Origin of the sequence: Pseudomonas monteilii (genome assembly GCA_001534745.1) — a bacterium.
GTDB lineage: Bacteria > Pseudomonadota > Gammaproteobacteria > Pseudomonadales > Pseudomonadaceae > Aquipseudomonas > Aquipseudomonas alabamensis.
Genome location: CP013997.1, coordinates 3,771,398 through 3,785,667 on the forward strand (window position 1 = coordinate 3,771,398; position 14,270 = coordinate 3,785,667).

The window sequence follows — 14,270 nt, forward strand, 5'->3', positions numbered from 1 at the left end:
ATGGCTTACTGCGACGCAGACGGCGCTTTATAGGCCCCTATCGCTGGCAAGCCAGCTCCCACTCAGATCTCTGTAGCCTGTCGGTGTATGCATGGCTGCGCAAGCAGCCTGTGGGAGCAGCTGTCTTTTTCTACTCGATACATGCCCGACCGCATCGGCTGATGTATGGCTTACCTGCGACGTAGACGGCGCCTTGTAGGCCCCTATCGCTGGCAAGCCAGCTCCCACTCAGATCTCTATAGCCTGTTGGTGTATGCATGGCTGCGCAAGCAGCCTGTGGGAGCAGCTGTCATTTTCTATTCGGTACATGCCCGACCGCATTGGCTGATGTATGGCTTACCTGCGACGCAGACGGCGCCTTGTAGGCCCCTATCGCTGACAAGCCAGCTCCCACTCAGATCTCTGTAGCCTGTCGGTGTATGCATGGCTGCGCAAGCAGCTTGTGGGAGCGGGCTTGCCCGCGATAGCGTCTGGTCCGCCACTGCCTGCATCGAGAGCAAGCCCGCTCCCACAGAAGGTTTGCGTCCGCCTACATCGACATCGTTAACGTTCTAGAACAAAGCTGCCCGATCGTTAGCGTTTTTGAGTCCTTGTTAAAGGATTTCATCACGCAGGCCGGTTTCAAGACGCTGCCATCACCCAGCCCTTCTCCACCGACCGCGCCCGACCTGGGTAGCCCACTGGGCTGGATCTTCGTCTCGGAAGGCTCCAAACTGGGCGCTGCGCTCCTTCGAACGCTTCACCGTTTTGCTCCAGCATGCCTACGCGAACCACACGGCATGCGCCTGACCCGTACTCGACCGCTGCTGCTGGCGGTCGAACCACCGTTGCGCGAGACCATGACCCAGCCCGCCCGATCCAAGCTGTCCCGCCTGCTCTACGCGCTCCTGGCCTACACCAGCCTGGGCATCGGCCTGATCGCGATCGTCATCCCCGGGCTGCCGACCACCGAGTTCATCCTGCTCGCGGCCTGGGCGGCGACGCGCAGCTCGCCCAGGCTCAGCGCCTGGCTGGAGACGCACCGGGTGTTCGGGCCGATCCTGCACAACTGGCGCAACGGCAAGGTCATCCAGCGCCGGGCCAAGATCAGCGCCACCGTGAGCATGCTCGTCTGCGCGGTCGTGATGCTGGTCTGGCTCGACCACCGCTGGCCGGTCTTTCTGGCCATCGGTGGCATGGCGTTGGGCAACCTGTGGATCTGGTCGCGCCCCGAGCGGGTGATCGTGACGCCGCCGCCTGCATCCCCCGAGGACCGCAAGTCGCAAGAGGGTTGACCTGTGCCCTGGGCTGGCATGCACTGCGCGTCAGGCAACGATGCCTGTTCACATTCACGCCTTCATGAGGAGATCGACATGGCCCGCTTCGTACCTGGTCACCTGCACATCGAGCGTCATGCCCTGAACAAGGACGATCACAGCTACGCGCTGAGCCTGGACTACGAAGTCGCCCAGGATCCGCAGGAGGGCAAGGGCATGCAGTTCAGGCTGCACGGCACGGTCCAGAACACGGCGCTGGACGAGACGTTCTTCCTGGCCAAGGACCAGGCGTTCGACTTCGCCCGCCACGCCACCCGCATCGCACATCAGTACGGACTGCCCAGCAATGACGGCCTCGTGTCGGCGCACGCGTCCTACGATGCGATGTTCGAGGACGTCCGTGCCCAGCTGGACGTGCATTCGGGCGATCCCGTCAAGCCGGAGCATCTGGTGTAGCACGAAGACCGGGAAGGTGGCACAGGCCGGTCAGGCAGCGGCCACCCGGCCTCGACAGCGCCCGTCAGGGCCCCCGAAATTACCACCTGCACCCCCTTTGGCAGCCTGGATTGTCCGGCGGATCTGCCGCTCTGCCTGCCAGGCCAGCCAAACCCACCGATTCCTCCACATCGTCGCCAGACCCAAGGCATACTGCGCGCATCTACCCCCTCGGCTTTCCCTCCATGCGCATCCATGTCAGCTTCATCGACCGCGTCGGCATCACCCAGGAAGTCCTGGCACTGCTCGGCGCGCGCCACCTCAATCTCGATGCCGTGGAGATGGTGCCGCCCAACGTCTACATCGATGCCCCCACCCTGAGCCCGGCGGTCCTCGAAGAGTTGCACGATGCCCTGTTCGAGGTAAGCGGCGTGCAGGCCGTGGAGGTGGTCGACATCCTGCCAGGGCAGCGCCGTCACCTGCAGCTCGATGCCCTGCTGGCGGCCATGAGCGATCCGGTGCTGGCCGTCGATCGCGCCGGCCAGGTGCTGCTGGCCAACCCGGCGTTCATCGCGCTGTGCGGGCGTGAATCGGCCGGACGCTCGATCGGCGAGCTGTTCGGCGATCCGGCCTTGCACCAGGCGCTGCTCGACAACAACTTCCGCCTGCCGATGCGCGAGATGCAGCTCGACGGCCAGAGCCTGCTGCTCGATGCCACGCCGATCACCGATGCCGGCGGGCTGCTGACGCTGTATCCACCACAGCGTATGGGCGAGCGACTGTCGGCCCTGCACCATGGCCATGCCGAAGGCTTCGACGCCTTGCTTGGCGAATCGACCGCCATCCGCACCCTCAAGGCGCGCGCCCTGCGGGTCGCCGTTCTGGAAGCGCCCTTGCTGGTGCAAGGCGAAACGGGCACTGGCAAAGAGCTGGTGGCCCGCGGCTGCCATGCCGCCAGCAGTCGCCGCAACGGGCCTTTCCTGGCACTCAACTGCGCGGCGCTGCCGGAAAGCCTGGCCGAGAGCGAGCTGTTCGGCTACGCGCCTGGCGCCTTCACCGGCGCCCAACGCGGGGGCAAGCCGGGGTTGATGGAGCTGGCCAACCACGGCACGGTGTTTCTCGACGAGATCGGCGAGATGTCGCCCTACCTGCAGGCCAAGCTGCTGCGCTTTCTCAGCGACGGCACGTTTCGCCGGGTGGGGGGCGACCGCGAGATCAAGGTGGACGTGCGCATCGTCAGCGCGACCCATCGCGACCTGGAAGCCATGGTGGCCCAGGGCAGTTTCCGTGAAGACCTGTTCTATCGCCTGAACGTGCTGAACCTCCAGGTGCCGCCCCTGCGCGAGCGCGGTCAGGACATCCTGCTGCTGGCGCACATGTTCATGCAGCAGGCCTGCGCCCAGATCCAGCGCCCGGCCTGTCGCCTGGCCACGGCCACCCATGCGGCGCTGGCGGCCAATCCCTGGCCAGGCAACGTGCGCCAGTTGCAGAACGTGATCTTCCGAGCGGCGGCCATCTGTGAAGGCCCCTGGGTAGGGATCGATGACCTCGATATCGCTGGCACCTCGGTGGCCGGCAGACAGGACAGCGACGTGATCAGCCTCGAGCAGGCCGTGGAAGCCTTCGAGCGCGACTTGCTGCAAAAACTCTACGTCAGCTTTCCTTCGACGCGTCTGCTGGCGGCTCGCCTGGAGACCTCGCACACGGCAATCGCCCATCGCCTGCGCAAGTACGGTATTCGCGGCCTGGGCTGACTGGAACGATTTCGATACGGTGTATCGATAGCGTTCCAGACGCATAGAAGCAAGCATTCTAGTGTTAGATCCAGATGGTGCCAGGGTCGACCAGGACGTGCTTCTGCAGCTTTGGAATGATTTCGTTACAGTCAATACACGTGGGCCCGTGCGCGGGCGCTTGGTCCAGGCCTCCTATCGTCTCGGCGTCATGAGAAAGGAAGAAACACACCCCTTCTTTCAGGCCGGGGCTGGGTCAGGACTCGATGAACGGAGGGTTCTCTACAGGTTGGCCGCGTTATTGCTACGCAGAACGTCGAGCACTTCAAGCAGCACGACGCACTGCCCTCCTGACCCGTGGGCTTCTTTCTGACGCCGTGCGCTTCACCGAACGATCACCCCAGGTCGAGGCTAACAGCACCATGTCCCATACACTTGGCACCGCCAACGAATTCGTCAGCCGCCACATCGGCCCTGACCACGACGACGAGCAGGTCATGCTCCAGACCCTGGGCTTCGACTCGCTCGACGCGCTGACCGACGCCGTCATTCCTGCAGGCATCAAGGGCAGCAGCGTCCTGCCTGCGGGCGATGGGCAAAGCGAGGCCCATGCCCTGGCCGCACTCAAGGCCATCGCCGAGCGCAACCACCTGTTCAGGAGTTTCATCGGCCAGGGTTACCACAACTGCCATACCCCTGCGCCGATCCTGCGCAACCTGCTGGAAAACCCGGCCTGGTACACCGCCTATACCCCCTACCAGCCGGAGATTTCCCAGGGCCGCCTGGAGGCGTTGCTCAATTTCCAGACGCTGATCAGCGACCTCACCGGGCTGCCCATCGCCAACGCCTCGCTGCTCGACGAAGCCACGGCGGCGGCCGAGGCCATGACCTTCTGCAAGCGTCTGTCGAAGAACAAGGCCAGCGAGGCGTTCTTCGTCTCCTGCCATTGCCATCCACAAACCGTGGATGTGCTGCGCACCCGCGCCGCGCCGCTGGGCATCGAGATCGTGGTAGGCGACGAGCAGGCCTGGCCGGCCGAGACGTCGTTCTTCGGCGCCCTGCTGCAATACCCCGCCAGCCAAGGTGACGTGGTCGATCACCGTGCCTTGGTGGAGCGCCTGCATGGGGTCAACACCCTGGTGGTGGTCGCCGCCGACCTGCTGGCGCTGACCTTGTTGACGCCACCCGGTGAATTCGGTGCCGACGTGGCCATCGGCACGGCCCAGCGCTTCGGTGTACCCCTGGGGTTCGGCGGCCCGCATGCGGCCTACTTCGCCACCCGCGATGCGTTCAAGCGCGACATGCCAGGGCGACTGGTCGGCGTGTCGGTCGACCGCTTCGGCGCACCGGCACTGCGCCTGGCCATGCAGACCCGCGAGCAACACATCCGCCGCGAGAAGGCCACCAGCAACATCTGCACGGCGCAAGTCCTGCTGGCCAACATCGCCAGCATGTATGCGGTGTACCACGGCCCGGCCGGACTGACGCGCATCGCCCGACGCACGCACTCCCTGACCAGTATCCTCGCTGCCGGGCTGCGTCAGCTGGGCGTGAACGTGGTCACCCAGGCCTGGTTCGACACCCTGACCCTGGCCACGGGCAGCGCCACGGCGCAGTTGCATGACCGCGCCCGGTCGCAGCAGATCAACCTGCGGGTGATCGATGACCGGCACCTGGGCCTGTCGCTGGACGAAACCACCACGCCAGCCGACGTCGAGGCGCTCTGGGCCTTGTTCGCCGAGCAGCAAGCGTGTCCGAATTTCGAGGCCCTGGCCGAGGCGTCGGCCTCCCCGCTGCCAGCGCACCTGCTGCGCCAATCGGCCTTCCTGCAGCACCCGGTGTTCAATCGTCACCACAGCGAAACTGAGCTGATGCGCTACCTGCGGCGCCTGGCCGACAAGGACCTGGCCCTGGACCGCAGCATGATCCCGCTGGGCTCCTGCACCATGAAGCTCAATGCCGCCAGCGAGATGATCCCGGTCACCTGGCCGGCCTTTGCCAACGTGCACCCGTTCGTGCCTGCCGAGCAGAGCCAGGGGTACCGTCAGCTCACCGACGAGCTCGAAGCGATGCTCTGTGCCGCGACCGGCTACGACGCCGTTTCGCTGCAGCCCAACGCCGGCTCCCAAGGCGAATATGCCGGCTTGCTGGCGATCCGTGCCTACCACCGCAGCCGTGGCGAGGCGCACCGTGACGTGTGCCTGATCCCGTCTTCGGCCCATGGCACCAACCCGGCTACCGCGCACATGGCGGGCATGCGCGTGGTGGTGACCGCCTGCGACGCACGGGGCAACGTCGATCTGGCCGACTTGCGGGCCAAGGCCGAACAGCATGGCACCCACCTGGCCGCGCTGATGATCACCTACCCGTCCACCCATGGCGTGTTCGAGGAAGCGATCAAGGACATCTGCGCCATCATCCACGCCCAAGGCGGCCAGGTGTACATCGACGGTGCCAACATGAACGCGATGGTCGGGCTGTGTGCACCAGGCCAGTTCGGCGGCGACGTCTCCCACCTCAACCTGCACAAGACCTTCTGCATTCCCCACGGGGGTGGCGGGCCGGGTGTCGGGCCGATCGGCGTCAAGGCGCACCTGGCGCCGTTCCTGCCGGGTCACGCGCGCCTGGGCAATGCCGACGGCGTGGTCTGCGCCGCGCCGTTCGGCAGCGCCAGCATCCTGCCGATCACCTGGATGTACATCCGCATGATGGGCGGCAGCGGCCTGAAGCGTGCCTCTCAGGTCGCCATCCTCAACGCCAACTACATCGCCCGCCGCCTGGAAGCGCACTACCCGGTGCTGTACGCCGGCAGCAACGGCCTGGTGGCGCACGAGTGCATCCTCGACCTGCGGCCCCTGAAAGAGACCAGCGGCATCACGGTGGACGATGTCGCCAAGCGATTGATCGACTTCGGCTTCCACGCCCCGACCATGTCGTTCCCGGTGGCGGGCACCTTGATGATCGAGCCTACCGAAAGCGAATCGTTGCATGAGCTGGAGCGCTTCTGCGAAGCGATGATCCGCATCCGCGAGGAGATCCGCGCCATCGAGGCCGGCCACGCGGACCGTGAGGACAACCCCTTGAAGAACGCGCCGCACACGGCCGCTGAACTGGTTGGCGACTGGCCGCACGGCTACGGGCGCGAGCAGGCCGTGTACCCGGTCCCGAGCCTGGTGCAGGACAAGTACTGGCCGCCGGTGGGCCGGGTCGACAACGTCTTCGGCGATCGCAACCTGGTGTGCGCCTGCCCATCGGTCGAAAGCTATCAGGACGCCTGAGGAGTCAGCATGAGCGACACATTACACAAGACCCCGCTGCATGCACTGCACGTCGAGCTGGGCGCGCGCCTGGTGCCCTTCGCCGGCTACGAGATGCCGGTGCAGTATCCGCTGGGCGTGCTCAAGGAGCACCTGCACACCCGTGCGCAGGCCGGACTGTTCGACGTTTCGCACATGGGCCAGATCCTGCTGGTCGGCGAGCAGGCCGCCGCGGCCCTGGAGACCCTGGTGCCGGTGGACATCCTCGACCTGCCCCAGGGCCTGCAACGTTATGCACTGTTCACCGACTCGAACGGCGGCATTCTCGATGACCTGATGGTGGCCCGACTGGGGCCGGACCGGTTGCTGCTGGTGGTCAACGCCGCCTGCAAGGACCAGGACCTGGCACACCTGCGCCAACACCTGGAGGGACAGTGCGACATCCATGCACTGTTCGAGGAACGCGCGCTGCTGGCCCTGCAAGGGCCGGCTGCCGTGCAAGTTCTGGAAGACCTGGCGCCCGAGGTGGCCTCGATGACGTTCATGCAGGTGCGCGAAGTGCGCCTGCTGGGAGAGAACTGCATCGTCAGCCGTTCGGGCTACACCGGCGAGGACGGCTTCGAGATCTCGGTGCCCGCCCCGGCTGCCGAAGCCCTGGCCCGTCGTCTGCTGACTTACCCGCAGGTCGAGGCGATCGGCCTAGGGGCCCGCGACTCGCTGCGCCTGGAGGCTGGCCTGTGCCTGTACGGGCACGACATGAGCGTCGCTACCACGCCGCTGGAAGCAGGCCTGGGCTGGGCGATTTCCAAGGTCCGTCGCACCGAGGGCGCGCGGGCCGGCGGGTTCCCGGGCGCCGACCCTGTACTGGCGCAGTTCACCCAGGGCCTCGCACGCAAGCGGACGGGGCTGCTGGTCCAGGAACGCACGCCGGTACGCGAAGGGGCCGAGATCGTCGATGACCAGGGACGTGTCGTGGGGACGGTGTGCAGCGGCGGCTACGGCCCGACGCGTGGGGCGCCCGTGGCCATGGCCTATCTCGAGACCCAGGCAGCAAGCGAGACGCACCCGTTGTTCGCCGTCGTGCGCGGCAAGCAGGTACCGGTGATACCGAGCCCGATGCCCTTCGTGCAGACGCGTTACTACCGCGGTCGGTAACAACGACAGGGCAGCACGGCCTGTTCGTTTTCGAACCTGCCGTGCGCTTGCGCGGCAGGTCTTCGGCCCAGGTGCCACGCGGCTTTCAGGCGCTTGTGAGGCGGTCGGCCAAGGGGTGTCGCAAGGGTGTCTGAGAGGGCTTGTATTTGTCGCTGAAGTTGGCGTAGAGTCGGCTCACTGTGTTTGCGTGGGTCGCAACAGTTCGTGACCTGGGCCAGTAGCCATAACCTGCTACAACCCGTTCGTCGTCCTACTTTCCGCAACCCGGCCCAGTGCACTTTCATACCTGTATGAAAGCAACTGTCATCTCATTTAGGTTTCAAAGGAAATAAGACAATGGCTACGCGTCAGAACGGTACCGTCAAGTGGTTCAACGACGAAAAGGGTTACGGCTTCATCACTCCAGAATCCGGTGCAGACCTCTTCGTGCACTTCCGTGCCATCGAAGGTAATGGCTTCAAGAGCCTGAAGGAAGGCCAGAAGGTCACCTTCGAAGCCGTGCAGGGCCAGAAAGGCATGCAGGCCGACAAAGTACAAGTCGCCGAGTAATCGCGCGTCGTCGAAAGAGCCCTCGCCCTGTGCGGGGGTTTTTTTCGTCTTCTTGAAACTGCCCGCTTTGCCACAGAGTGCCTGTTCATGACCCGCCCCCTCTCGCGCCCCGCTGGGGACCTTCCGCCCGCGGGGCTTGGTGTCCGGCTGGCGGCCATGGCCTATGACGGCCTGCTGTGCATCGCGCTGCTGGTGGTGACCGCAGGCCTGTACACACTGGCGCGGATGGCCATCCTGGGGGAGGCACGTCTGCGGGCGTTGAGCGAGGCCGGCGTCCTGGATGGCGATCCATGGCTGAGGCTTGTGTTGCTGGGGGTGCTGTTCGGGTTTTTCGCCCTGTTCTGGATGCGCGGCGGACAGACCCTGGGCATGCAGGTGTGGCGGGTGCGGGTTCAAGACGAAGCCGGCGGTGCGCTCAGCCTGCGCCAGGCCGCGGTGCGCTTCGTGGTCGCGGTCGTCTCGTGGGGGTGTCTTGGGCTGGGAGTTGCCTGGGCGCTGCGTGACGGACAGCGGCGCTGCTGGCATGACCTGTGTTCAGGCAGCCGGCTGGTGCGATTGCCCAAGCGTCAGGGCTAAGGCTACTCGGGAGCGTCGATCTGCCTGCTGGAGGTCGAGAGCTTGGATTGTCTTCGAGGGCCCTATCGCGGGCAAGCCCGCTCCCACAGGACCGCGATGGCCTGCATCGCCGCGGTGAGGCTACGGGTGTAGGAGCGGCCCCTGTGCCGCGATTAGGCCTGCAAGGCACTTGGCAGAAACCATAGAATCTTCCACAGGGACCGCGATGGCCAGCATCGCCGCGGTGGGGCTATGGGTGTAGGAGCGGCCCCTGTGCCGCGATTAGGCCTGCAAGGCACTTGGCAGAAACCATAGAATCTTCCACAGGGACCGTGATGGCCAGCATCGCCGCGGTAGCGCTACGGGTGTAGGAGCGGCCCCTGTGCCGCGATAGATCCTGCAGCGCCGCACGGGTGCAGGGCTGCACGGCCCAGCAAGCGGCCATAGAGACCGCTTGCCAGGCACTGCCGCTTAGCCGGCCCGACGCAACAACCAGACCCCGGCCAGGGCGCAGATGCCGGCCGGCAACAGCACGGCCAACAGGGGCGGGAAGCCGAACACCTGGCTCGACGGGCCGAGCAGGTCCTGAGCAATGCGGAACACGAAGCCCACCAGCACGCCGGTGAACACCCGCTGCCCCAACGTCACCGAACGCAGCGGCCCGAAGATGAACGAGATCGCCATCAGCACCAGCGCTGCCGTTACCGCCGGCTGCAGGATCTTGGTCCAGAACGCCAGCCAGTAACGGGCGTTGTTCAGCCCCTGGTCGCTGAGGTAGTGGATGTAGTCCCACAGCCCCGTGATGGACAGCGACTCGGGCGCCAGGATCACGGTGTTGAGCAGCTCAGGCGTGACCGACACGTCCCAGCGCTCTTCGTCGGCCTTGACCACTTCGGTGTGATCGCCCCGGAACCAAGTCGTGCTGACCTCGTTGAGCGTCCAGTGATCGGTCGCATAGGTGGCACGGCGCGCGAAGCTGGCGCTGAGGATCTTGCGCTGGTCGTCGAAGCGATAACGCGTCACCCCCAGCAGCAACCCATTGGGCTGGACCGAGTTGATGTGCACGAACTCTTCGCCCTGGCGATGCCACATGCCGTGCTTGGAGCTTTGCGACTCGCCCGCGCCCTGGGCCAGCGAGCGACGGGCCTGGGCAGCGTTCTCGGTGGCCGGGGCCACGTACTCGCCGATCAGCAGACCGGCCAGCATCAGTACCAGCATCGGCTTCATGACCGCCCAGACGATCCGCCCGATCGACACGCCCGCGGCGCGCATGATGGTCAGTTCGCTGCTGCTGGCCAGCGTGCCCAGGCCGATCAGGCAGCCGATCAGCGCGGCCATCGGCAGCATGTCGTACAGCCGACGCGGCGCGGTCAGCAGCACGTACCAGCCGGCCTCCCACAAGGTGTAGGTATCGCTCAGGTCGCCCATCTCGTCGATGAAGGCGAACAGCGAGGCCAGGCCGAGGATGATGCCCAGCACCGCCAGGATGGCCAGCAGCACGCTGGTGCCGATGTAGCGATCCAGCTTGGTCATTGGGCCACCCCCGCACGGCGGGCGGCGCGCTTGAGCTTGAGCGGCTCCCAGTACAGCAGCGCCAGGCCGATCAGCAGGAACACCCCGTGGACCCACCACATGCCCAGGCCGATGGGCAGCTTGCCCTTCTCCAGGGCGCCACGCACGGAAATCAACATCGTCAGGTACGCCATGTACAGAAGAATCGCCGGCAGCAGCTTGAGGAAGCGGCCTTGACGTGGATTGACCCGCGACAGCGGCACGGCCATCAGGGTCACGATGAACACCAGGATCGGCAACGACAGGCGCCATTGCAGCTCGGCCCGCTCGCGCAGCCCCTCCTGGCCAAGCAGTTGCATCGTCGGAATGGCTTCACGCTCGGTGACTTCCTCGCTGACTTCCGGCTTGGGCAGCAGCACGCCATAGGTGTCGTACTGGATGGCACGGTAATCGGCCTCGCCCGGATTACCGTCGTAGCGGTAGCCGTTCTCCAGGATCAGGTAGCGATTGCCGTCAGGGCGCACCTCCTGGTGCCCCCGCTCGGCGACCAGGACCGACGGCCCCCGCTCCTTGGTCTTGTCCTGGTTCAGGCGCTTTTCGGAAATGAACACGCCACCGAGGTTGGCACGGTCATCGGACAGCTCTTCGGTGTAGGTCACCCGCGTGCCGTCGCGCAAGGTCTGGAAGCGACCCGGCACCAGGGTGTCGAATTCGGTCAGCGCGTCCTGCTGGCTGATGATCTTCTGCACCTGCGCCACGCCGACCGGCGCCAGGCTCAGGCTCAGCCAGGCCACCAGCACGGCGATCAGCGCGGCCGGAGCCAGGGTCAGGGCCAGCAGACGCTGCTGGCTCATGCCGGTGGCCGAGAGCACGGTCATCTCGCTTTCCAGGTACAACCGTCCATAGGCCAGCAGGATGCCGAGAAACAGCCCCAGTGGCAGGATCAGCTGCAGGAAGCCGGGCAGACGGAAGCCCATGATCATGAACAGCACGCCAGGATCGAGCGCGCCCTGGGCCGCCTGGGCCAAGTACTTGATGAAGCGCCCGCTCATGATGATCACCAGCAGCACGGCGCTGACGGCGCTCAAGGTCACCAGGACCTCGCGGGAAAGATAACGGAAGACGATCAAACCAGACACTCCTGGGTTGTCAGGGACGAACAGCCGGACAATGGGTACAGACAGCGGCTACCAAGGCCGGTTCGCCAGCGGCGGGCCGCCTCGTGAAGTGCGCGCATTATCCTGTGATTGACCGCGCCTGTCACTGCACGACGCGCGACCTGTCATGCCGGGGTTGTCAGCGCGCCCGCCGCAGGCTCAAACTGGCAGCTTTTCGACTGGCCTGCGTTCGCGCGGCCAGCTCCGCCGGGCAGGCTCGAACAGGCCGCCCACAGATCGAACATTCGGGGATCCTGACATGGAACTGGTTGTAAAGAGCGCAGCGGCTGCATCGGTGAAAACTGCCACCCTGGTCCTGGCGATCGGCGAAGGCCAGGTTCTGGGCCGTAGCGCCCAGGCCATCGACGCGGCCAGCGGCGGCGAACTCAGCCGCGTGCTGGCCCGTGGCGACCTGGCCGGCAAGCCGGGCCAGACCCTGCTGCTGCAAGGCCTGTCCGGGGTCAAGGCCGAGCGCGTGCTGCTGGTCGGGCATGGCAAGGAAGACGCGCTCGGCGATCGCGCCTGGCGCAAGCTGGTCACGGCCGTCGCCGGCGCCTTGAAGAACCTGGCCGGCAGCGACGCGACCCTGGCCTTCGACGACCTGCGTGTCGAGGGCCGCGAAGGCCACTATGGCAAATACCGCCTGCTGGCCGAGACGCTGCTCGACAGCGAATACGTGTTCGACCGTTTCAAGCTCACCAAGGCCGAGCCGCGTGCCCTGAAGAAGCTCGCCCTGCTGGTCGACGACGTGGCCGTGGACGAGGCCGAGCGCGCCGTGCGCCATGCCCGCGCCATTGCCGGTGGCATGGCCTACACCCGCGACCTGGGCAACCTGCCGCCGAACATCTGCCACCCCAGCTTCCTCGCCGAACAGGCCAAGGACCTGGGCAAGGCCCACAAGAAGCTCAAGGTCGACGTCCTCGACGAGAAGAAGATCAAGGACCTGGGCATGGGCGCCTTCTACGCCGTCGGCCAGGGCAGCGACCAGCCACCCCGGCTGATCGTGCTCAACTACCAGGGCGCGAAGAAGTCCGAACAGCCCTTCGTGCTGGTGGGCAAGGGCATCACCTTCGACACCGGCGGCATCAGCCTCAAGCCCGGCGCCGGCATGGACGAGATGAAGTACGACATGGGCGGCGCCGCCAGCGTCTTCGGTACCCTGCGCGCGGTCCTGGAGCTGGAGCTGCCGATCAACCTGGTGTGCCTGCTGGCCTGCGCCGAGAACATGCCCAGCGGTGGCGCCACGCGCCCTGGCGACATCGTCACCACCATGAGCGGGCAGACCGTCGAGATCCTCAACACCGACGCCGAAGGCCGCCTGGTGCTGTGCGATACCCTGACCTACGCCGAGCGCTTCAAGCCCCGCGCGGTGATCGACATCGCCACCCTGACCGGCGCCTGCATCGTGGCCCTGGGCAGCCATGTGTCGGGCCTGATGGGCAACGACGACGCGCTGGTGGAGCAGTTGCTGTCCGCCGGCAAGCGCGCCGACGACCGTGCCTGGCAGCTGCCGCTGTTCGACGAGTACCAGGAACAGCTGGACAGTCCGTTCGCCGACATCGCCAACATCGGCGGCCCCAAGGCCGGCTCCATCACGGCGGGCTGCTTCCTGTCGCGCTTCGCCAAGACCTACGCCTGGGCGCACCTGGACATCGCCGGGACCGCCTGGATCAGCGGCGGCAAGGACAAGGGCGCCAGCGGCCGTCCCGTGCCCCTGCTGACCCAGTACCTGCTCGACCGCATCGAGGCCTGAGGCCGAAGGCCGACACCCTCACACGGTGTCGGCCCGCCGTGTTCCCATGAGCCAAGTCGACTTCTACATCCTGCCCACCCACGCCCTGCCGGCGCGGCTGGAATTCGCCTGCAAGCTCTGCGAAAAGGCCTGGCGGCTCGGCCACCCGGTGTACCTGCACTGCCAGGATGCCGAGCAGCGTGACGCGCTCGACCAGCAGCTCTGGCAGTTCAAGGGCGAGGCCTTCGTGCCCCATGACCGGGTCGAGGAAAACGCCGAGGGGCCGGTGGTGCTGGGCATCGGTGCCGACGTCGGAGCGCGCGGTGGCCTGCTGATCAACCTGGGCGCCGAGGTGCCGGCCTTCGTCGGCCAGTTCGAGCGCATCGCCGAGATCGTCGTCGAGGAGCCGGGCAGTCGCCAGGCGGCGCGAGAACGGTTCCGTTTCTACCGTGAACAGGGCTATGCTCTGCACAACCACCGCCTACAACGACTCTGACGCCGATGGACAAGCCTGCGCACCTGCCCCGCTCCACGCACCTGCTGGACGACCTGGAATCGATTCGCCAGTTGCTCGGCGAGCATGACCTCCAGCCGCCCCTGCTGACCGAGACCGTCGAGCAGGTCACGCCTGCGCCCCTTGCCGTGACCGTCGAACCTGTCGTCACCGACCTCGTCCCGGTCGGTGCCACGCCGCCTGCCGACACGGCCCAGGCCCGTCGCCAGGACACCCTGCTGCACCTGGACGCCGACCTGCGCGCCGCCGCCCAGCAGATCATGCAGGACGTGATCAACGACTTCACCCCGCACATCGAAACCGAAATCAAGCGCCGCCTCGATGCGCGCCTGGAGCGCCTGCTCAAGCGGTCGGAGTGAGCCGCAAGCCGCAAGCCGCAAGCCGCAAGCCGCAAGCCGCAAGCCGCAAGCCAGAG

Annotated in this window: 12 protein-coding genes; 10 read left to right on the forward strand and 2 right to left on the reverse strand. The window is 66.0% G+C overall.

The window, feature by feature from the left end; all coding sequences use genetic code 11:
* The first annotated feature begins 839 nt into the window (after positions 1 to 839).
* From APT63_16070 to APT63_16100, 7 genes are all read left to right on the forward strand, one after another.
* Positions 840 to 1,274: a hypothetical protein gene (locus APT63_16070; protein AMA47921.1), complete on the forward strand. Its 435-nt coding sequence runs from the start codon at positions 840 to 842 to the stop codon at positions 1,272 to 1,274.
* A gap of 78 nt (positions 1,275 to 1,352) precedes the next feature.
* Complete coding sequence (locus APT63_16075; protein ID AMA47012.1) at positions 1,353 to 1,712, forward strand: acetyl-CoA carboxylase; 360 nt, start codon at positions 1,353 to 1,355, stop codon at positions 1,710 to 1,712.
* 224 nt (positions 1,713 to 1,936) lie between these two features.
* Entirely contained in the window at positions 1,937 to 3,445 is a 1,509-nt protein-coding gene (locus tag APT63_16080; GenBank protein ID AMA47013.1) for a Fis family transcriptional regulator, read from the forward strand.
* 401 nt (positions 3,446 to 3,846) lie between these two features.
* Positions 3,847 to 6,702, forward strand: a complete 2,856-nt coding sequence (locus APT63_16085) for a glycine dehydrogenase (aminomethyl-transferring) (protein ID AMA47014.1) — start codon at positions 3,847 to 3,849, stop codon at positions 6,700 to 6,702.
* Between the two features lie 9 nt (positions 6,703 to 6,711).
* Entirely contained in the window at positions 6,712 to 7,836 is a 1,125-nt protein-coding gene (gcvT, locus tag APT63_16090) for a glycine cleavage system protein T (GenBank protein AMA47015.1), read from the forward strand.
* Positions 7,837 to 8,172: 336 nt separating this feature from the next.
* A complete protein-coding gene (locus APT63_16095; protein ID AMA47016.1) occupies positions 8,173 to 8,385 on the forward strand; it encodes a cold-shock protein in 213 nt (70 codons plus the stop codon).
* An 87-nt stretch (positions 8,386 to 8,472) separates the two neighbouring features.
* On the forward strand, positions 8,473 to 8,961 hold the full coding sequence (locus APT63_16100) for a hypothetical protein (GenBank protein AMA47017.1): 489 nt from the start codon (positions 8,473 to 8,475) through the stop codon (positions 8,959 to 8,961).
* Positions 8,962 to 9,411: 450 nt separating this feature from the next.
* On the opposite strand, the gene APT63_16105 is transcribed toward APT63_16100, so the two are convergent.
* Entirely contained in the window at positions 9,412 to 10,473 is a 1,062-nt protein-coding gene (locus APT63_16105; protein AMA47018.1) for an LPS export ABC transporter permease LptG, read from the reverse strand.
* Positions 10,470 to 11,582, reverse strand: a complete 1,113-nt coding sequence (locus APT63_16110) for an LPS export ABC transporter permease LptF (protein ID AMA47019.1) — start codon at positions 11,580 to 11,582, stop codon at positions 10,470 to 10,472. Before APT63_16110 ends, APT63_16105 begins: the two co-directional genes overlap by 4 nt.
* Before the next feature lie 286 nt (positions 11,583 to 11,868).
* Here APT63_16110 and APT63_16115 point away from each other — a divergent pair, with 286 nt between their 5' ends.
* The 3 genes from APT63_16115 to APT63_16125 are packed head-to-tail and all read left to right on the forward strand — an operon-like array spanning position 11,869 to position 14,214.
* On the forward strand, positions 11,869 to 13,362 hold the full coding sequence (locus tag APT63_16115; GenBank protein ID AMA47020.1) for an aminopeptidase: 1,494 nt from the start codon (positions 11,869 to 11,871) through the stop codon (positions 13,360 to 13,362).
* Positions 13,363 to 13,408: 46 nt separating this feature from the next.
* Positions 13,409 to 13,837, forward strand: coding sequence for a DNA polymerase III subunit chi (locus tag APT63_16120; GenBank protein ID AMA47021.1), 429 nt, complete (start codon positions 13,409 to 13,411; stop codon positions 13,835 to 13,837).
* 5 nt (positions 13,838 to 13,842) lie between these two features.
* Positions 13,843 to 14,214 carry a DNA polymerase III subunit chi gene (locus tag APT63_16125; GenBank protein ID AMA47022.1) on the forward strand — a complete coding sequence of 124 codons (372 nt, stop codon included), beginning with the start codon at positions 13,843 to 13,845 and terminating at the stop codon, positions 14,212 to 14,214.
* Positions 14,215 to 14,270: the final 56 nt, after the last annotated feature.

Coding starts and splice junctions, on each gene's coding strand:
- APT63_16105 (AMA47018.1), bottom strand. CDS start 10,473: ATGACCAAGCTGGATCGCTACATCGGCACCAGCGTGCTGCTGGCCATC.
- APT63_16095 (AMA47016.1), top strand. CDS start 8,173: ATGGCTACGCGTCAGAACGGTACCGTCAAGTGGTTCAACGACGAAAAG.
- APT63_16070 (AMA47921.1), top strand. CDS start 840: ATGACCCAGCCCGCCCGATCCAAGCTGTCCCGCCTGCTCTACGCGCTC.
- gcvT (AMA47015.1), top strand. CDS start 6,712: ATGAGCGACACATTACACAAGACCCCGCTGCATGCACTGCACGTCGAG.
- APT63_16125 (AMA47022.1), top strand. CDS start 13,843: ATGGACAAGCCTGCGCACCTGCCCCGCTCCACGCACCTGCTGGACGAC.
- APT63_16080 (AMA47013.1), top strand. CDS start 1,937: ATGCGCATCCATGTCAGCTTCATCGACCGCGTCGGCATCACCCAGGAA.
- APT63_16085 (AMA47014.1), top strand. CDS start 3,847: ATGTCCCATACACTTGGCACCGCCAACGAATTCGTCAGCCGCCACATC.
- APT63_16115 (AMA47020.1), top strand. CDS start 11,869: ATGGAACTGGTTGTAAAGAGCGCAGCGGCTGCATCGGTGAAAACTGCC.
- APT63_16100 (AMA47017.1), top strand. CDS start 8,473: ATGACCCGCCCCCTCTCGCGCCCCGCTGGGGACCTTCCGCCCGCGGGG.
- APT63_16075 (AMA47012.1), top strand. CDS start 1,353: ATGGCCCGCTTCGTACCTGGTCACCTGCACATCGAGCGTCATGCCCTG.
- APT63_16120 (AMA47021.1), top strand. CDS start 13,409: ATGAGCCAAGTCGACTTCTACATCCTGCCCACCCACGCCCTGCCGGCG.